This is a genomic window from Alkaliphilus serpentinus (assembly GCF_009017255.1).
GTDB classification, from domain to species: Bacteria; Bacillota; Clostridia; order Peptostreptococcales; family Natronincolaceae; genus Alkaliphilus_D; species Alkaliphilus_D serpentinus.
In genome coordinates this window covers 51,674-70,659 of the sequence record NZ_WBZB01000040.1, presented here as the reverse complement: position 1 = coordinate 70,659, position 18,986 = coordinate 51,674, and the positions used below count along the sequence as shown (strand labels likewise).

The following is an 18,986-nucleotide window of genomic DNA, read 5'->3' as shown; positions in this document are numbered from 1 at the left end:
GTGATTATGTGGCGAACACTACTACCAATACTGCCATCGATGCTATATCAAGAAGCGTAAAAAATTTAGCAGAACAGGGTTATTTAACAGGCTTTATTGTTTTCTTTATTTATTTATTTTTACTACTGCTATTAGGCTTTACCATATACTACTTAATACATATAGGCAATAGGTTTGTAGATAATAATAAAAGAATTACCATTAATAGAAGTAAAGTGTTTAATTATGTTCTTTTGCTTATAGGTATTTTTCTATTGTTAATAATGGTTCAGTTTAGACAGCTACTGATCAGCTTACTTTCACCCTTTATTGTTGCATTAGTTTTAGCCTATACCTTAAATCCATTGGTGAGAATGCTACATAAAAAGGGTATCGGTAGGCTTTGGGGAGTATTAATTATTTATTTAGCCTTTAGTGTGCTAATCTTTATCTTCTCAATCACCATTGTCCCTAAAATTACCGAAGAGGTTAAAAAACTCATTGAGTTAATGCCAAGGTATAGTAACGATGCCTATAATTACTTATATCAGCTCTTTGTAAAATATAATCAAAACATTGAGAATTTGCCAAAAGAATTCAGTGGTGTTAAGGATTTGCTAAACATTAATATTACCAAGGTACAACAGGTAGTAGTAAGTGTTCTAACCTCAGTGACCAACACCATATTATCGATGTTTTCAAAGATTGTAAGCTTAATTCTGATTCCTATTCTAGGCTTTTACTTCCTTAAAGATGCTGAGGAGTTTAAGAAATCCGCTACTCTACTAATTCCCGGTAGATATAGAAGGGGAGTATTGGAGGTTTTTAAGGATATAGATGTTGTTTTGGGAGGATTTATCAGAGGGCAAATTACAGTAGCAGCTATTGTCGGAGTAGCCAGTGCCATTGCCCTGTCAATATTAGGTATTGAGTTTGCAGTTCTTGTAGGAATTATAGCTGGAGTAGCCAATATCATTCCTTATTTTGGACCCGTTATTGGCTTAATACCAGGAGTTCTATTTGCTCTAATGGACGGCCCCATCAAGGCGGTTTGGGTGGTTGTCATTTTTGTCATTATTCAGCAGGTTGAAAGTGGGATAATATCTCCTAAAATAGTAGGAAAAAGTGTTGGGATTCATCCTATCTGGGTGATGCTATCACTATTGATAGGGGGTCAGCTTTTTGGCTTAGTTGGACTCTTGTTGGCAGTTCCCTCTGCAGGAGTAATAAAAGTCTTAGGGAAGCATTTCATTAAGCATATAACTAAGGTAAGAGTGTAGTAAAAAGGCAATTAAGCATGAAGAATGAAGAATGTAGAATTAAGAGTCACAAAAATTGAAAAATGAAAAATGAAAATTGAAAATTAAAGATAAAAATGAAAAATGAAAATAAAAAGTGAAAAGTGAATGGCTTGAAAATAAAAAGATATAAAAACTATGAAATTGGCAGCAAGTTTATACAATAATTCAACATTCGACATTTAACATTCAACATTAAGGTAGCTAGTTAATTTGACACGAAATTATGAAATAAGTTGATGAGATTTCATGTCAAATTCCTAGCTAAGTGACTAACACCAATCGGAGATTGGGTTATCTACTTATACTCATTGCTTTTTATTATTTTACCCGTTGACAAATTTTGATGGTTTATATATAATTCAAATAATATAATATTGTAAAGACTAAGATGAGAAGTAGTAATATGATGGATTTCTTTCAGAGAGGAGGCGGTAGCTGTGAAGCCTCTAGAAAAATCATATGAAGCAGTCTCTGAGTTGTAATCTTGAATACAGTAGAGATTACCGGTAAATACCGTTATGTTTGTAACCAAAAGCGACCTTTATGGTAATTAGGGTGGTACCGCGGGTATAACTCGTCCCTATATTATTTTAAGGTGGTTTTTTTATTTTTATATAAAAGCGAGGAGGATAAAACATGGAAAAGCTAGGTTTAAATAAAATAAGAAAACAATTTCTTGAGTTCTTCAAATCAAAGGAACATTTGGTAGTACCAAGCTATCCTTTAGTACCCCAAAATGACAAAAGTCTGCTACTAATTAATGCTGGTATGGCTCCATTAAAGCCCTATTTTGCTAGTACAGAGGAACCCCCTAATAAAAGGATGGCAACTTGTCAAAAATGCATTAGAACAGGAGACATTGAGAATGTAGGAAAAACCGATAGACACGGTACTTTTTTTGAAATGCTTGGAAATTTCTCATTTGGAGATTACTTTAAAAAGGAATCTATACAATGGGGCTGGGAATTTGTAACGGAATACTTAAAACTCCCTGTAGATAGGCTCTGGGCAAGTATCTATCTAGAGGATGACGAAGCCTTTGATATATGGAATAAGGTTGTTGGTTTACCAGCCGATAGAATTGTTCGACTAGGTAAAGAGGATAACTTTTGGGAAATAGGAACAGGTCCTTGTGGTCCATGTTCAGAAATCTATTATGATCGTGGAGAAAAATTTGGTTGTTCATCAGAAAATTGTAAACCTGGCTGCGACTGCGATCGATATATAGAGTTTTGGAATCTTGTATTTACACAATTTGATAAGGACGAAAAGGGGAACTATAACCCCCTACCTAAGCCAAATATAGATACAGGGATGGGTATAGAACGAGTGGCCTGTATTATGCAGGAGGTTCAATCGATATTTGATATCGACACAATGGTGGAAATCTTAATTAATGTTTGTAGACTGACAGGAGCAAAATATTTAGCTGATAAGAAAACCGATATTTCCATTAGAATCATAACAGATCATATAAGGTCTATTACCTTTATGATCAGTGACGGAATTATTCCTAGCAACGAGGGTAGAGGTTACGTTTTAAGAAGAATACTTAGAAGAGCAGCCCGCCATGGAAAGCTTTTAGGAAAAAATACTCCTTTCCTATACGAGTTAATGGATTCAGTAGCTGCATCCTATGGTGATACCTATCAGGAACTTCGGGATAAAAAGGAATATATTGTGAAGGTTATAAAGGTAGAAGAGGAGAGGTTCCAGGAAACCATCAATCAGGGTTTAGAAATTTTAAATCAACATATCAATGACCTTGAAGATGATGGCGAAAAAACCCTCAAGGGTGAGCATGCCTTTAAATTATATGATACCTTTGGTTTCCCCTTAGAGTTAACCAAAGAAATCCTTGAAGAAAAAGGGATGGATGTGGATGAGCATGCCTTTGAAGAAGAAATGAATCATCAAAGGGAAAGGGCAAGAAGTGCAAGGGCAGAGGGTGAAATTGAAGGTTGGAAGGAAGACATATTTGCTTCTCTAGGTAAAGATAAGAAAACTACCTTTGAAGGCTATGGTAAGCTTAGTCTAAAGGCTGAAATCTTAGCTGTTGCTCAAGGTAATGAAATAGTTAATGAAGCCTTTGCTGGTGATGAGGTGATGATTATTACCAATACTACACCCTGCTACCCAGAGGGCGGTGGACAAATAGGAGATAAAGGACTTATTTATAACGATGGTTTTAAGGGGAATATCATTGATACCAAGAAAGGTGCCAACAATAGAATCCTCCATGTGGTGAAGATCACAGAAGGGAAAATTGCTAATGGAGAAACTGTAACAATTAAAGTCACCAATAATTTAAGGGCAGCAACAGCAAAAAATCATACTGCTACCCATCTACTCCATAAAGCATTAAAGGAAGTAGTAGGAGACCATGTTCAGCAGGCAGGCTCTTTGGTAAACCCTGAAAGGTTACGCTTTGACTTTACTCATTTTGAAGGTCTGAGTCAAGATCAGATTAATAGAATTGAAGACATTATTAATGATAAGGTGATGGAGGCCTTACCGGTGGAAGTATTTGAGTCCACCCTAAAAGAAGCCAAGGATATGGGAGCAGAAGCCCTTTTCGGAGAAAAATACGGTGAAACCGTTAGAGTTGTTAAGGCTGGAGACTATAGCACTGAATTATGCGGAGGTACTCATATCGATAATACCAGTGAAGTAGGAATGCTTTTAATTCTTAGTGAAGGGGGCATTGCAGCAGGGGTGAGAAGAATTGAAGCCATTACTGGCAAAGAGGCTTATAACTATATTAAACAACAGCAGGATACCCTTGTGAAGGTCTCAGAGACCATCAAAACTCAACCATCCATGTTGTTGAACCGAGTTGAGGCTATTATGTCGGAGTTAAAAGATAAGGATCGTGAAATTTCTAAATTAAAGAGTCAATTAGCTAAAGGCGCAACCGATAATATATTGGATAACAGCATTATCATAAAGGATGTAAAAACAATCCTTTATCATATTGGTGAAGCTGAAATGAATGATTTAAGAACAATGGCCGACACGATAAAAGAGAAAATGGATAGTGGAGTCATTCTTTTAGCATCTGAAAAGGAAGGAAAGGCCAATTTTGTAGCCATGGTTACAAAGGATTTAGTTTCTAGGGGTCTTCATGCTGGAAATATCGTTAAAGAGGCTGCTAAAATCACCGGTGGAGGTGGTGGCGGCAGACCTGATATGGCTCAGGCTGGCGGAAAAAATCCTGAAAAAATTCATGAGGCTCTAACCCTTGTAAAGGACTTTATTGAGGGACAGATAAAATAATGAACAGGTATGGCATTTAATTGCCATACCTATTTATTTAATTTGAGGTTATAGGGTATAATATGGTAAAATAAAGATATCCAAATCTCATGATGAAGGGAGAGAGAAATAATGACTGATAAAATGAACATGACGATGAAGTTCAACCTAGATCAAGAAAAGGAGAAAAAAGCTCGTGAAATTATCACAAGTGTCTACAAAGCCCTAGAAGAAAAAGGCTATAATCCTATAAATCAATTTATTGGATACATATTATCTGGAGATCCTACATATATTACAAATCATAATGAAGCCAGAAGTATTATCAGAAAAATTGAAAGGGACGAGCTTTTAGAAGAGCTTTTAAGGTCCTATCTGGAGAAATAGGAGAGATTTTTTTGAAGGTTAGTAAAATAGCTATACTTATTTTGACAATGGTTTTGTTCACAACTTGTATTAGCTATGGAAATGAAGTAAAAGAGAATAATAAGGAGAAAATCATCATGGTTGTTATAAATCGTGTTGATTTTCTAGACTTGTATGCCATGGATCAAAGTAGACTATTGATTGACCATGGCTATATTGGTTTAATGAATACTAAAGTATCCGGAGGAAATAGCCAGTATAAAGCCTATGCCACCATCGGTTGGGGAACCCGTTCAGAGGCAACAAGGACCTCGAGTATTTTTAGTGATGTTGATGACGAGGTTGTAAAAATCTTTGAAAGAAGAACAGGAACTACCATTGATAACAAAGGAGTTATCAACCTTAATATTAATCAATTGATTCAACAAAATCAAAAGGGTGATTTTAATTCCTTGCCAGGGATATTAGGTGATTATTTATTAAATGAAGGCCTTGAAGTGGCTGTGATGGGCAATAGCGATACTACTGAGAATTTACATAGAGAGGTTGGTCTCATAGCCATGAATTCAAAGGGATATATTCCTCATGGTGACATAGGACGCAAAAACCTTCTTGAAGACCCTACAAGGCCCTTCGGTTTAAAAACAGACTATAATCATCTTTACAGCTCCTTCTTAGGGTTATACCCCCATATAAATCTCCTTGTTATAGAAACCGGAGACATGAATCGATTAGAAGCCTATAGAGAAAACTTAAGTCAACAGCAATATAATCAGCATAAAGAAATGATTTTGAGGGACATAGATCTATTCCTAGAGAAATTAATGGCTATAGTAGATTTTTCTAATACTAGCTTAATGTTGGTAACACCTTATCCCTCTGATGATGCAGGTGAATATGGTGAAAGGCTGACTCCTCTTGTACTCTATGATGGAGATAAAGGCGGCGGTTTCATAACTTCAGATACAACTAGAAGGAAGGGAATTATCGGTAATATTGATGTTGCCCCTTATATTCTAAAGGAGTTTGGATTAGAAGCAGAAAATATGACGGGTAAGTTCATTGAAAAGATTCCTGATGAGGACAATATTGAATATATCTTAAGCTTGAATAATCGGGTGGTTAATACTTCAAAAATGAGGTATAGAGTATTATATAGCTTTGCTCTATACGAAATGCTTGCATCTGTGATTGCCTTGTTGGCAATTATTTTTAAAGGGAAAATAAGGGATCCCTTTAAGGAGCTTATAAATCTCCTGCTTTTAGCCACAATCATACCCCCTTTTGTTTTTTTAATACTACCTGTTTTCGGGTATCAAACAATCATAAATACTTATTTGTTATTAATAGCCTTATCGACAATTATGGTAATAATCATCTATAGACTATCTAGATATAAACCTTTATTAAGCATTGCTATTGCAACTTCTATTACGATGATTGGACTTTCCATTGATATCATCACTGGACAAAATTTCATAAAGCAATCTATAATGGGCTATGATCCTATTATTGGAGCAAGATATTATGGTATTGGTAATGAGTATGCTGGAATTCTCCTTGGCTGTAGTTTAATTGCCATATCTATTTTAATGGAAATAAATAAAAAATTTAAGTTTATCATTCCTGTAATAGTATTCATCTTGATTTTATTAATGGGAGTACCAACCCTTGGAGCAAATGTTGGAGCTACAATTACTGCCATATTTGCCTATGGGTTTATTTTAATCAAGCTTTATGGTGGAACTATTCAACCTAAAACCTGGATCTATATTCTTCTATTAGCTGTAGGTGCAATCACTACATTAGCCCTAATCGATTTATTAATAGTTGAAAAAAGTAGCCATTTAGCAGGGGCTATAAAAGATATCATAGAGGGTGGTCCATCTGAAATTGTGAGGATCATTACTAGAAAGGTTTCTATGAATATTCGGGTAATGGGTGTCACCATATGGAGTAGGGTATTACTAATAGCCATTGGTGTTTTAACTGTGATCTTTTATAAGCCTGTAGGGCTATTTAGAAGGATTGCTGATGCCTTCCCTAGTATGGTAGTTGGATGGAGTGGTATTCTAGTGGCCTGCGTTGTTGGATTTTTAGTGAATGATTCAGGTGTTGTAACTGCAGCAATGGCGGCCATATACCTAACAACCTCCATATTATACCTAGTATTGAATGCATCTTTATTTATAGGATCCACTAATAATCTTTTTAAAGAAGGCTGTGATTTAACTGGAAAAGAATAAACTTGGAAACACGGAAATCTATGTCTCTAAACTATGCTATGGAAGTTTGACCCTGGGTCCCCTACAGGGCTGTTTATCCCCTAAAGATGGTGGAGATTTGTTAAAGCATGGATACGATAAAGGGATTAATTTTGTTGATACAGCAGAGCTTTATGGCACCTATCCCCACATTGCAGCCTCCTTGAAGGGTATAAAAAGGGAGGATATTGTCATAGCTACAAAATCCTATGCATATTCTGCAACTACAGCGGAGAAGAGTCTTAAGAAAGCCTTCGACGAAATGAAGGTCGACTATATCGATATATTTCTCCTTCACGAGCAGGAAAGCCAATATACCTTAAGGGGACACCAAGAAGCTATGGAATATTTTATAAAGATGAAGGAGAAGGGTTATATTAAGGCCCTTGGAATTTCTACCCACCATATTGCCGCTATTAGAGACACCCTAACCATGAAAGAAATAGAGGTATTACATCCCATTGTAAATATTGCAGGCTTAGGAATACAGGACGGCAATATTGATGAAATGCTCCTACAGCTAGAAAAAGCTTATAAAGCTGGTAAAGGCATATACGGTATGAAGCCCTTAGGTGGAGGTAACTTGCTAAGAAGCTTCAAGGAATGCTTAGAGTTTGTGTTGGATATTCCCTTACTTCATTCTATAGCAATAGGCATGAAGACTGCTAAGGAAATAGATATCAATAGTTCAATCTTAGAAAAAGGTATAGATGATTTTACATTAGATGAAGAAATGCTGGCTGACAAAGCTTTAAACATAGCCCATTGGTGTGAAAAATGCGGAAACTGTGTATTTGCTTGCAGTCATGAGGCTTTGAGCATTCAGAATGATCAACTGAAGGTGGATTATAGCAAATGTGTCCTTTGCGGCTATTGCTCTAAGTATTGCCCTCATTTTTGTATAAAGGTAGTGTAAAGTAAAAATGAAAGGAGTTGGTTTAAATATGGGACGAACCCTGGGTTTAGACGTCGGAGATAAAACCATTGGTGTTGCTGCAAGTGATTTATTAGGCTGGACTGCTCAAGGAATAGAAACCATTTTAAGAACCAGCATTAAAAAAGACTTACAAAGGTTGGAAGAACTAATTAAGGAATATGAAATTGAGAAAATTGTTGTAGGCCTACCTAAAAATATGAATGGAACAATAGGACCTCAAGGAGAAAAGGTAATAGAGTTTTCGGAAAGATTAAAAAAAAGATTTATGAAGGAAATCATCCTATGGGATGAAAGGCTAACTACTGTTGCAGCAGAAAAACAATTAATCCAAGCGGATGTAAGTAGAAAAAAACGTAAAGAAGTAATTGACAAAATGGCTGCTGTCTATATATTGCAGGGATATCTTGACGCTAAATCTAAATGATTACATTGACAGAGTGTTTTTTTATCGAAATATAGTATATAATACAAATATGGTCAAAACCACAATGAAAGGAGATAATTAAATGGAAGAAAGAGATAATATAATAACATTGGTTGATGAAGAAGGAAATGAAGAGGATTTTGAGATAATCATGACTCTTGAAGTAGAGGATAATGAATATGCAATATTGATGCCTTTAGAGGGTGACGAAGAAGATGATGCATATATCTTTAAGATTGTTAGTGAAAATAATGATGAATACACTCTTGTAGCTATAGAAGATGATGAAGAATATGAAAATGTAGTGGCAGCGTATGAAGCTATAGTTGATGAAGAAAACTAGAGGTTTTTAATAGGTTGTGTTTTTTAAAAGACCAATGTCATAAATAAACCTAGCACTAAAGCTTATCTTTTACAATAAGCAGGGTGCTAGGTTTTTTATAAATAAGCCCTTTGAAAGATGGAGGTTATTTTACCAAGTCCATCTCTTTCTTTTATTAATGGTTAAGCTTGAAACAACAGCTGCTATGAAAATCATTGTAAATACGATGCTAAAGATATAGGTTGCAATTTGCGTATCTAAATCTTGAAGACCAATGGCTGTTTTAAACACAATAGGAGGTAAAACGATAAATCTATCAATTCCTATAAAATAGATCATAATAGCAGATAATAAGATGGGTGTGAGGATTGTCCCAGCTGTAGAGAATAAAAAATTTAAGTATCTAGCTTTGTAGCTATAGCCCTTTATAAAACCAATAAGGGCTCCAACTAAAGATAGAGCTGGTAAAATCCAATTGCTGTTTAAAAATTTCTCAACTTCGGGATAAATATCAATTGATATGATAGATAAAGTAATACCTAGCACAATTCCAAAAAACAAACCATGAATGGTGTTTAAGAAGAGTTCTTTGTTGGTTTTCAAAAATGCTCCCCCCTGTTTCTATTATTATATAAGCTTAGTATAACATAAGTAGGTGAAAAATATGAAATTATTTATAGATGGAGAAATGCATGAAGCAACATTTATTAAGCGTCATAACAGATTTATTGCGGAAATATTATTAGATGGAGAACGACATTTGACCCATGTCCCAAACACTGGAAGGATGAGGGAGCTATTATTAGAAGGGGCTAGGGTTATCGTCAGAAAGGTAGATAATCCCTTGAGAAAAACCCAATATGATCTGTTGATGGTCTATACCCAAAGGGGGATTTTAGTGGCTATAGATTCTAAGCTTCCAAATAGGATCTTAAATAAGGCCTTTCAAGAAGGTTCTATACCAGAATTTCGTCAGTACAACTATGTAAAGGCTGAGGTGACCTTTGGTAAGAGTAAATTTGACTTTTCATTGTCTAACAATAACTCTAATGCCCTTGTTGAAGCCAAGTGTGTTACCCTCGTTAAGGAAAATAAAATGGCCTCCTTTCCAGATGCACCAACGGAAAGGGGAACAAGACATCTATTAGAATTGATAGAAGCAAAAAGTCAAGGAATCGAAGCAGCTGTTTTTTTTATCATTCAAAGGGAAGATTCCATTGCCTTTACCCCCAATCAAGAAATGGATAAGGCCTTTTATGGAGCAATGCTAAAGGCAATAGATGAGGGGGTAGAATTTTATGCCTATAATTCAATTGTAAAAAATAATACTGTTAAATTAAAGGATCGATTAGAGATACGAGTATAATAGATGGATTTTAAAAACCATAGAGAGGGTGGAATTTAATTTTACAATTGAGGTTTCATTCAAAGGTGGAAAAATTCTGAAGGAAATCATTGACAAAACTTGAAATGATGATATACTATTACATGAAAAGTGTTATTATTTGAGAAGTGAGGGTTAAGTTATGGATAATCTAATGGATGTTCTAAAAGAAAGATTAAAGGAAAAGGGATTTAAGCTAACCCCTCAAAGGAGAGCAATTTTAAATATCGTATTTGAAAATCAAGGTAAACATCTAAACACAGAAGAAATATATGGTTTGGTGAAGGATGAATGTCCCGAAATTGGTTTGGCTACCGTTTACAGAACCCTACAACTATTGGAGGATATGGAATTAGTTTCTCGACTAAACCTAGATGATGGGTGTAGTAGATATGAATTTAATAGTCACGAGGATGACCATCAGCATCATCATTTAATTTGTGAGGTCTGTGGAGATGTAATTGAAGTAGAAATAGATTTGTTAGAGCAATTGGAAAGTGAGATTGAGAAACTCTATAAGTTTAAAATTAAAGATCATAAAGTGAAATTTAATGGCGTATGTAGTGATTGTAGAAAATAACAGTCTTGCGAGATTCATGCAAGACTTTTTTTATGGTAATCTAGGTCTTTTGCGAGTAAATGCTTAAAAAACTTTCAAAGGGTTAAAATATATAATAAATAGATAAGATTTCAGCTTTTACAGTTGATTCTAATAATATTTATTTAATAATTATTTAGTTTAAATTCAATAATAATTGTGGTAAAATAGGAAAAGGTATCTAAATTCGTACGGGTAAATCATGTAAATGATTTTTTAATAAAAAAGCGGGCGGAATAATTTAAAAAGGAGTGTTATATATTGGGGAGAAAACCGACTAAACTTAAAATCATTCCCCTGGGTGGCTTAAATGAAATTGGTAAAAATATGACTGCCATAGAATATAAAGATGAAATTGTAGTTATAGACAGTGGATTAAGCTTTCCAGAGGACGAAATGCTGGGTATTGACATCGTTATACCTGATATTTCTTATTTAATAAAAAACAAAGAGAAGATCAAGGGGTTTGTAATCACCCATGGTCATGAGGATCATATTGGGGCTTTACCTTATGTTCTAAAAAAGATTAATGTACCCGTTTATGGTACCAGATTAACCTTAGGCCTAGTAGAATTAAAATTAAAGGAGCATAAGATTGCCAATGTCCATCTTCAAAGGGTGAATCATGGTGAGAGTATAAAGTTAGGCATCTTTAGCATCGAATTTATTAGATCCTGTCATAGTATCCCAGATGCCTGTGCAATTGCCATTCATACACCTATGGGAATTGTGTTCCATACAGGGGATTTTAAGATTGACTATACGCCTATAGATGATCAATTCATTGATCTTCATAAAATTGCAGAGCTAGGACAAAAAGGAGTCTTAGTTATGCTTGCAGACAGTACTAATGCAGAGCGAAGGGGCTCTACAATGTCAGAAAAAAATGTAGGAGCCACCTTTGAAAATATTTTTAGAAATACAGACAAGCGTATAATAGTTGCCACCTTCTCATCCAACGTTCATAGGGTACAGCAAATTATGGAAGCCGCCCAAAAGTATAACCGAAAGGTTGTTGTATCCGGAAGAAGTATGGTGAATGTAGTAGGAGTAGCTGTTGATCTTGGAATACTGACGATACCTGACAATCTCATTATTGATATCGATGAGATGGATCAATATAATGACGGTCAAATAGTGATCATTACAACAGGAAGCCAAGGTGAGCCAATGGCTGCCCTTTCAAGAATGGCCAGCTCAGATCATAAGAAGCTTGAAATTCGACAAGGTGATTTGGTGGTGTTTTCATCCTCGCCAATACCAGGTAATGAAAAGGGAATTAGTAGAGTAATTAATCAGCTTTTTGAAAAGGGAGCAGATGTAATATATGAAAGCTTGGCAGAGGTTCATGTTTCTGGTCATGCCTGCCAAGAAGAACTAAAGCTTATGCACCGATTGGTTAAGCCTAAATTTTTTATACCAGTACATGGTGAATACAGGCATCTAAGAAAGCATGCCAATCTAGCTGAAGACTTGGGAATGAATAGGGAAGATATCTTTATTGTTAACAATGGAACCATTGTGGAATTTACCAAGGACAATGCTAAAGTTGGTGGGACAGTTCCTGCTGGTAGAGTGCTGGTTGATGGCTTAGGCGTTGGTGATGTAGGAAACATCGTTTTAAGGGATCGAAAGCATCTAGCTGAGGATGGCTTAATGGTGGTGGTAGTAACCATTTCTAAGGAAACAGGCAAAATTGCTGCTGGGCCAGACATCATCTCTAGAGGCTTTGTATATGTTAGAGAATCTGAGGTATTAATGGTGGAGGCAAAAGAGGTAGTGAAAAATGCGCTATTAATATGTGAAAGCCAAAATGCTCGTGAATGGTCAACCTTAAAAAGCTCCATCAGAGATGGTTTAAAGGATTTCTTATACGAAAAAACCAAAAGAAGACCTATGATATTACCCGTTATCATGGAAGTCTAAAAAGCATATATCTATTATAGAAGTCACCAATTAGGTGACTTCTTAATATTTTCAGCACTTACCCACTACAAGAGGCCTTAATCAAATGACTTTCTCAAATGTTTAAGGGTAAAATCCTTTTGTTAAACTCAATTAGATAGTATAATGATGATATTGACATGAATGGGAGGTACCTTATGAACATATTATTATATCTATTAATTCTTATTTTAGGAGCCATCATAGGCTTAAAGGGTAAGCTTAAAGGCAATATAAAAAATAGAATCGCTACAGTTCAAAACCTTGCACTATTATTTTTGCTATTTATCATGGGGGTTAAAATAGGCCTCGAAAAAGAAATCCTCTTATCCCTAAATACCATTGGTTTTCAAGGACTTATATTGGCATTATTTTCAATAATCTTTAGTGTTCTTGGAGTTAAATTGGTTTCTGCCACTATCCTAAAAAAAAATAAGGAGGTTGAAGTCAATGACCTTTAAAATTCTAGCGGCTGTTATCCTTGGAATTATAACTGGTTATTTTTATTTTCCTTCCTTTATGGTACAGCATATCGGTTTATTAATTGATGTAGGTCTTTGTTTGTTACTGTTATTTGTAGGGATAGACATAGGAATGCAGGGTAATATCTTAACAAAGATTAAGAAAATGGGCTTTAAAGTACTATTAGTACCCCTAATGGTTGCTATAGGAAGTATCGCTGGTGCAATAACTGCCGGGATCTTCATCAACCTTCCCTTTAACGAAGCAGGGGCTATTGGTGCAGGCTTTGGTTGGTACTCTTTATCTGCAATTGAGCTTTCAAAGCACAGTGCTCAATTGGGTACTTTAGCCTTTATAACAAATGTTATAAGAGAGATTATAGCCTTAATAACCATCCCCCTTATCGCAAAATATGTCGGTAACTACGAAGCCATAGCACCTGCTGGCGCAACGGCTATGGATACAACCCTACCCATTATCTCTAAGTCAACTGATGGTAGTATAGCAATGGTTTCTTTTATAACGGGTGTTGTGTTATCCTCCATGGTACCGATCCTGGTACCCTTAATTATGTCATTAGGTGGAATTTAATGAAAAAATCATCATATAAATGATAAGGAATAATAAAGTAAGGGCAGATATTGGATGGTTGCAAGGAACTATTAAAGGGTTTATAATGAATATACACGATTATTAAAGATGTCGGTTTGTAATACTTGATTTTGAAGAAATTAAGGGGGCATTACCTATGAATGTATATGATTGTGCGCATCAGTTGGCAAAGGCATTAAAGGGCAGTGATGAGTATAAAGCCTATAAAGAGCTGGAAAAAAACCTTAACGGAAATCCACAGGTAAAGGATATTATGGAGGACTTTAGACGACGTCAATTTGAGATACAGAGTGCCCAAATGATGGGTCAAGAGGTTGAGGAAGAGAAAATTCAAAAGCTTCAGGAGCTTCACAATCTACTGATAAAGGATGATATCATTAGCAGATTTATGCAGGCTGAATTTAGATTAACACAAATGATGGCTGATATTTATAAAATCTTAGGGGAAGCAATGGATATTAACATAGGTCTGGATCAATAACATTAAACACACTGAGATGGTGTGTTTTTTCTTGTTTTTTTGCCACAGTAATAATATAATAATACATGAAAATAAAGGGAAAACTCTTAATAAATACGTGGAGCCTTCAGCTAACCACGTTTTATTTAATCCTTTTAGGGAGTTGTTGTTTAAATGAGTAATATTACCAATGAATTTGTTGAAAACTACATTAGAGACATACTGCCTCCTTCCCAGGATTTATTTCATAAGATGGAGGTTTACGCTGTTGAAAATAATGTACCAATAGTTCATAAGGAGGTTGCAGCCCTTCTTAGGGTATTAACAATGGCTGTTGATGCCAAAAGAATTCTAGAGGTGGGAACTGCAATTGCCTATTCTACCCTGATTTTTTGTGATGCAATGGGTGAAAATGGACATATAACAACCATTGAAAGAAATGAAGAGATGATCATTGAAGCGAAGAAAAATATTTCCATAGCAAATAAAGAGAGTATGATCAGACTTCTACCAGGAGAAGCAGATGAGGTCTTAAGATTTTTAGATGCTCAATACGATATGATTTTTTTAGATGGCGCAAAGGGTCAGTATAATGAATTTTTAAATGAATGCATAAATCTTTTGAAACCCGGTGGACTTCTTGTGTCTGATAATATACTATATAAAGGTATGATTGCCCACGATGATTATGCTGTTAGACGCAAAAGAACAATCGTCAACAGGATGAGAAATTATTTGGATACCATTTGCAGTCATCCAATGCTGGAAACCAGTATAGTTCCCATCGGTGATGGATTGGCAATAAGCTATAAGAAGTCAAGAATTAATGAAGAGTGAAAAGAATTGATATTAATAATATATTCCTACAGCCTTGTGAAAGGAATGGTTAAAATATGAAAAAAATAGAGCTGCTGGCCCCAGCAGGTGACTTAGAGAGATTAAAGGTTGCAGTTATTTACGGTGCAGATGCAGTTTATGTGGGAGGCCAGATTTTTGGATTAAGGTCTGCTGCAAAGAACTTTTCCATAGAGGATCTTAAAGAAGCTGTGGAATTTGCCCATAGTAGAGGTGTTAAGGTTTATGTTACTGCCAATATCATCCCCCATAATGAGGATTTAACGGATTTGCCAGATTACTTAGTAGAGCTAGGTAAGGTAGGGATAGACGCTTTAATAATATCAGACCCTGGAACCTTCTCAATTGTTCAAGAGGTTTTACCTGATATGGAAATCCATATAAGTACTCAAGCAAATAATACCAACTATAGAACCATCAATTTCTGGTACAAGCAAGGAGCAAAGAGGGTTGTTTTGGCTAGAGAGCTATCCTTAAATGAAATTAAAGAAATTAGTGAGAAGATTCCAGAAGACCTAGAACTAGAGGGCTTTATTCATGGAGCCATGTGTATGTCCTATTCTGGAAGATGTCTTCTAAGCAATTATATGGCCAATCGGGACGCCAATAGAGGAGAATGTGCCCAACCATGTCGCTGGAAGTATCACATAGTAGAAGAAAAGCGTCCTGGTGAGTTTATGCCAGTATACGAAGATGAGACCGGCACCTATATAATGAATTCCAAGGATCTATGTATGATTCAGCATATTCCAGAGGTTATAGAGGCTGGAATCAATAGCTTAAAGATTGAAGGTAGGATGAAAACCACTTATTATGTAGCTACAACTGTTAGAGCCTATCGAATGGCTATAGATGAGTATTTAAAGGATCCTAAAAACTGGAGGAGTAACCCCCAATGGTTAGAGGAACTAAATAAAGCCAGCCATAGGGATTTTACAACAGGCTTCTATTTTCAAAGGCCAGATGAAAAGGAGCATATTTATTCTGATCAATCCTATGTAAGAACCTACGATTTTATAGGTTTAGTAAAGGAATATGATGAAAAAGAAAAGGTGGCATTAATTGAACAAAGAAATCGATTCTTTAAAGGAGATCATATAGAGGTTGTTGGACCTCGGGAGGAGATTTATGAAAGGGTAATAGAAGAAATGTGGGATATTGATGGGAATCAAATTGATGTAGCCCCTCACCCTCAGCAATTGGTGAAAATCAAAATCGATTATCCCCTTAAGCCCTTTGATTTGCTGCGGAAGATACGAGAGGAATAAAACATAGGATGAAAGGTTGGGATCAAATTGAATAGACCAATTCTTATTGGTATAACTGGGGGTACTGGCTCAGGAAAAAGTACTGTGGCTAGGGCTATTTTCCAAAGCCTATCAGAGAAGAACATTTTGGTAATTGAACAGGATTCATACTATAAAGATCAGAGTCATCTATCCTTTGAAGAAAGGGTAAAAACAAATTATGATCATCCATTGGCCTTTGATACACCACTGATGATAACTCACTTAAGGGAGCTTTTACAAAATAAACCCGTTAATAAGCCCATTTATGACTTCGAGCTCCATACAAGAAAAAGAGAGACCCAACATATTGAGCCTAGGGATATCATTATACTTGAGGGAATCATGATACTAGATGACCCTGTTTTAAGGGATATGATGGATATTAAGATTTTTGTAGACACAGATGCCGATGTAAGAATTGTTAGAAGGATCGTTCGGGATATAAAAGCCAGAGGCAGATCATTGGAATCTGTTATTAGCCAATATTTAAGCACCGTTAGACCTGCCCATCTTCAATTTGTGGAACCAACCAAGAGATATGCAGATATCATCATTCCTGAGGGAGGCAATAATCAAGTTGCAATCGATATAATGGTTACAAAAATAAAATCTGTTATCCGAGACCAATTAATAAAAGCATAAGTTTAAATCCCCTGTTTATAGTCGATACTCTCTATAAAAGGCAGGGGGTTTTTTATGGATCAAACACAAATAAATCAAACAAGAAAAAAGCTACTGCTTATTGGTATCATTTCGACTGTCTGCTTGCTTTATCTGCTAGGAAGATTATATTACATACAGATCATTAAAAATGATTTATATTTATCAGAGGTGAATTATCAAAGGAACATAGATATCCCAGTAAATAGCGGCAGGGGCAATATAGTTGATAGAAACTTTATATCCTTTACCGATAGACAAGAAAAAACTGTACTTTTGATTTCTAATAAAGTATTCGAGAAAAACGAAAGGAATCTTGCAATTATTGAAGAAATAACCGGGATTACAATTAATGAATTAGAAGAAGCCCTTGATACACCCCAACAAATTGTAGAATTGGAATTGCTGCCGGATATTGAAATTAGTAATGGTGATTTATTGATTCCAAAGGGAGTTTACTTCTTTGAGAAAAAGCTTCGTTATCAGGACAACCAAAGACTAGCCCATATAATTGGATATATCAATAGCATAGATCATAATGGAATGTCGGGTTTAGAAAAATCCTTTAATGAAGTATTGTTTAACTCTAACAAACAAAAGGTTACAGCGGTACTAGATGGTAAAAAAAGAATATTGCCAGGAGCCGGTTTTAGTACAGTTGCAGAAGAGGGGAAGCATTTACAATTAACCATAGACTATCACCTTCAAACCTTAGGGGAGGAAGCTTTAAAAAATCAAAATAAAAATGGAGCAGTGGTTATTAGTAATATAAAAACAGGAGAGTTGTTATCTATAGCCAGTAGTCCTACCTATAACCCCAATAGGATTCAAAATCATATGAATAGCTATGGTGATGAACTATATAATAAAGCTCTGCAAATGTCCTTCCCTCCTGGTTCAATTTTTAAACTAATAGTTACTGCAGCAGCATTAGAAGAAGAACAGGTTACTTTAGATGAGGTATTTCATTGCAATGGACAACAGGAAATAGGGAATGTTGTGATAAAGTGTAGTGCCCATAACAATATAGAGGAAGGGTTAGATATAACCTTTCAGCAGGCCGTAGCAGAATCCTGTAATTCTACCCTAATACAAGTAGGCCAAAGGGTAGGGGCAAAAAAGATTATCCTAATGGCAAAGGTCTTTGGTTTAGGTGAGAGGGTGGATATAGGAGTTTTAGAAGAGGAAAAGGGACATCTACCCTCAGGAGACCATATTTTAGGTCCTGCCATCGGAAATATTTCAATCGGCCAAGGAGATATTGAGGTTACTCCCCTGCAAATCAATCAATTAACCCAAATAATTGCCAATGACGGTATTAAGAAGGATTTATACTTAATAGATAAGGTTATTGATGATGATTATGATGTAATTGAAGAATTTGATAAACCCCAAGAAGAAAGGGTGATTAGCCAGGAGATTGCTGAAGCCCTTCAAGACCTAATGAAAAGAGTTATGACCAGTGGGACAGGAAAAACCATTGGGGAATTGGGGAATGTAACTGCTGGTAAAACCGGAACTGCCCAATCGGCCCATAAAGGAGAAGAAATATTTCATGGATGGTTTACAGGGTATTATCCCAATGACGAACCCAAGTATGGGGTAACGGTTTTTATACAGCAGGGGGGGTCAGGAGGCAGAAATGCAGTTCCTGTATTCAAGGAAATTTTAGAAAAAATGATGGAGCTGGGTTACTAATTATAAAAGGCTGGTAATTAATATTTTAAATACTAGTCTTTTTTTGTGGAAACAAAAGGTTCTCGTAACCCATCAACAATCTATGATAGGTGATTATCAAAAAACTCTAAATTTTAAACTGAGAAATTCTCCCTAAGAACTTTCATTAATATTAGTTAGATTAAAAAAGACAAAAA

General features: G+C 35.6%; 18 protein-coding genes and 1 other annotated feature. Of the genes, 17 read left to right on the top strand and 1 reads right to left on the bottom strand.

What is annotated here, in order from left to right; all coding sequences use genetic code 11:
- Positions 1–8 precede the first annotated feature (8 nt).
- The 7 genes from F8153_RS11590 (at position 9) to F8153_RS11560 (ending at position 8,869) form a co-directional block, all read left to right on the top strand.
- Entirely contained in the window at positions 9–1,259 is a 1,251-nt protein-coding gene (locus F8153_RS11590; protein WP_243136964.1) for an AI-2E family transporter, read from the top strand.
- A 397-nt stretch (positions 1,260–1,656) separates the two neighbouring features.
- Positions 1,657–1,865: a binding site (T-box leader), on the top strand.
- A 51-nt stretch (positions 1,866–1,916) separates the two neighbouring features.
- The gene (alaS, locus tag F8153_RS11585) at positions 1,917–4,556 is read left to right on the top strand and encodes an alanine--tRNA ligase (protein WP_151866520.1); all 2,640 of its coding nucleotides are present in this window, start codon (positions 1,917–1,919) and stop codon (positions 4,554–4,556) included.
- Between the two features lie 111 nt (positions 4,557–4,667).
- The gene (locus tag F8153_RS11580; protein ID WP_151866519.1) at positions 4,668–4,922 is read left to right on the top strand and encodes an IreB family regulatory phosphoprotein; all 255 of its coding nucleotides are present in this window, start codon (positions 4,668–4,670) and stop codon (positions 4,920–4,922) included.
- Positions 4,923–4,933: 11 nt separating this feature from the next.
- Positions 4,934–7,147, top strand: coding sequence for a hypothetical protein (locus tag F8153_RS11575; RefSeq protein ID WP_151866518.1), 2,214 nt, complete (start codon positions 4,934–4,936; stop codon positions 7,145–7,147).
- Positions 7,148–7,193: 46 nt separating this feature from the next.
- The gene (locus tag F8153_RS11570) at positions 7,194–8,081 is read left to right on the top strand and encodes an aldo/keto reductase (protein WP_243136963.1); all 888 of its coding nucleotides are present in this window, start codon (positions 7,194–7,196) and stop codon (positions 8,079–8,081) included.
- A 28-nt stretch (positions 8,082–8,109) separates the two neighbouring features.
- Positions 8,110–8,526, top strand: coding sequence for a Holliday junction resolvase RuvX (ruvX, locus tag F8153_RS11565; RefSeq protein ID WP_151866516.1), 417 nt, complete (start codon positions 8,110–8,112; stop codon positions 8,524–8,526).
- A gap of 82 nt (positions 8,527–8,608) precedes the next feature.
- Complete coding sequence (locus F8153_RS11560; RefSeq protein WP_151866515.1) at positions 8,609–8,869, top strand: DUF1292 domain-containing protein; 261 nt, start codon at positions 8,609–8,611, stop codon at positions 8,867–8,869.
- 129 nt (positions 8,870–8,998) lie between these two features.
- Here F8153_RS11560 and F8153_RS11555 read toward each other — a convergent pair whose 3' ends face one another.
- On the bottom strand, positions 8,999–9,451 hold the full coding sequence (locus F8153_RS11555) for a hypothetical protein (protein ID WP_151866514.1): 453 nt from the start codon (positions 9,449–9,451) through the stop codon (positions 8,999–9,001).
- Between the two features lie 61 nt (positions 9,452–9,512).
- Here F8153_RS11555 and sfsA point away from each other — a divergent pair, with 61 nt between their 5' ends.
- The 10 genes from sfsA (at position 9,513) to F8153_RS11505 (ending at position 18,810) form a co-directional block, all read left to right on the top strand.
- Positions 9,513–10,214 carry a DNA/RNA nuclease SfsA gene (gene sfsA / locus F8153_RS11550; RefSeq protein ID WP_151866513.1) on the top strand — a complete coding sequence of 234 codons (702 nt, stop codon included), beginning with the start codon at positions 9,513–9,515 and terminating at the stop codon, positions 10,212–10,214.
- Between the two features lie 160 nt (positions 10,215–10,374).
- Complete coding sequence (locus tag F8153_RS11545; protein ID WP_151866512.1) at positions 10,375–10,812, top strand: Fur family transcriptional regulator; 438 nt, start codon at positions 10,375–10,377, stop codon at positions 10,810–10,812.
- Between the two features lie 276 nt (positions 10,813–11,088).
- Positions 11,089–12,756, top strand: a complete 1,668-nt coding sequence (locus tag F8153_RS11540) for a ribonuclease J (RefSeq protein ID WP_408608759.1) — start codon at positions 11,089–11,091, stop codon at positions 12,754–12,756.
- A gap of 176 nt (positions 12,757–12,932) precedes the next feature.
- On the top strand, positions 12,933–13,235 hold the full coding sequence (locus tag F8153_RS11535) for a LysO family transporter (RefSeq protein ID WP_151866510.1): 303 nt from the start codon (positions 12,933–12,935) through the stop codon (positions 13,233–13,235).
- On the top strand, positions 13,225–13,827 hold the full coding sequence (locus tag F8153_RS11530; RefSeq protein WP_151866509.1) for a lysine exporter LysO family protein: 603 nt from the start codon (positions 13,225–13,227) through the stop codon (positions 13,825–13,827). The genes F8153_RS11535 and F8153_RS11530 overlap by 11 nt, the downstream gene beginning before the upstream one ends.
- A gap of 157 nt (positions 13,828–13,984) precedes the next feature.
- Complete coding sequence (locus F8153_RS11525) at positions 13,985–14,329, top strand: YlbF family regulator (RefSeq protein WP_151866508.1); 345 nt, start codon at positions 13,985–13,987, stop codon at positions 14,327–14,329.
- Between the two features lie 153 nt (positions 14,330–14,482).
- Positions 14,483–15,145: an O-methyltransferase gene (locus F8153_RS11520; protein ID WP_151866507.1), complete on the top strand. Its 663-nt coding sequence runs from the start codon at positions 14,483–14,485 to the stop codon at positions 15,143–15,145.
- Positions 15,146–15,201: 56 nt separating this feature from the next.
- Positions 15,202–16,431: a peptidase U32 family protein gene (locus F8153_RS11515; protein WP_151866506.1), complete on the top strand. Its 1,230-nt coding sequence runs from the start codon at positions 15,202–15,204 to the stop codon at positions 16,429–16,431.
- Positions 16,432–16,458: 27 nt separating this feature from the next.
- A complete protein-coding gene (gene udk / locus F8153_RS11510; protein ID WP_192929783.1) occupies positions 16,459–17,094 on the top strand; it encodes a uridine kinase in 636 nt (211 codons plus the stop codon).
- A 54-nt stretch (positions 17,095–17,148) separates the two neighbouring features.
- Positions 17,149–18,810 (top strand): peptidoglycan D,D-transpeptidase FtsI family protein, encoded by a 1,662-nt coding sequence (locus F8153_RS11505; RefSeq protein WP_151866504.1) that lies wholly within the window; start codon positions 17,149–17,151, stop codon positions 18,808–18,810.
- Positions 18,811–18,986: the final 176 nt, after the last annotated feature.

Coding starts and splice junctions, on each gene's coding strand:
- alaS (WP_151866520.1), top strand. CDS start 1,917: ATGGAAAAGCTAGGTTTAAATAAAATAAGAAAACAATTTCTTGAGTTC.
- F8153_RS11580 (WP_151866519.1), top strand. CDS start 4,668: ATGACTGATAAAATGAACATGACGATGAAGTTCAACCTAGATCAAGAA.
- ruvX (WP_151866516.1), top strand. CDS start 8,110: ATGGGACGAACCCTGGGTTTAGACGTCGGAGATAAAACCATTGGTGTT.
- F8153_RS11560 (WP_151866515.1), top strand. CDS start 8,609: ATGGAAGAAAGAGATAATATAATAACATTGGTTGATGAAGAAGGAAAT.
- sfsA (WP_151866513.1), top strand. CDS start 9,513: ATGAAATTATTTATAGATGGAGAAATGCATGAAGCAACATTTATTAAG.
- F8153_RS11545 (WP_151866512.1), top strand. CDS start 10,375: ATGGATAATCTAATGGATGTTCTAAAAGAAAGATTAAAGGAAAAGGGA.
- F8153_RS11535 (WP_151866510.1), top strand. CDS start 12,933: ATGAACATATTATTATATCTATTAATTCTTATTTTAGGAGCCATCATA.
- F8153_RS11530 (WP_151866509.1), top strand. CDS start 13,225: ATGACCTTTAAAATTCTAGCGGCTGTTATCCTTGGAATTATAACTGGT.
- F8153_RS11525 (WP_151866508.1), top strand. CDS start 13,985: ATGAATGTATATGATTGTGCGCATCAGTTGGCAAAGGCATTAAAGGGC.
- F8153_RS11520 (WP_151866507.1), top strand. CDS start 14,483: ATGAGTAATATTACCAATGAATTTGTTGAAAACTACATTAGAGACATA.
- F8153_RS11515 (WP_151866506.1), top strand. CDS start 15,202: ATGAAAAAAATAGAGCTGCTGGCCCCAGCAGGTGACTTAGAGAGATTA.
- F8153_RS11505 (WP_151866504.1), top strand. CDS start 17,149: ATGGATCAAACACAAATAAATCAAACAAGAAAAAAGCTACTGCTTATT.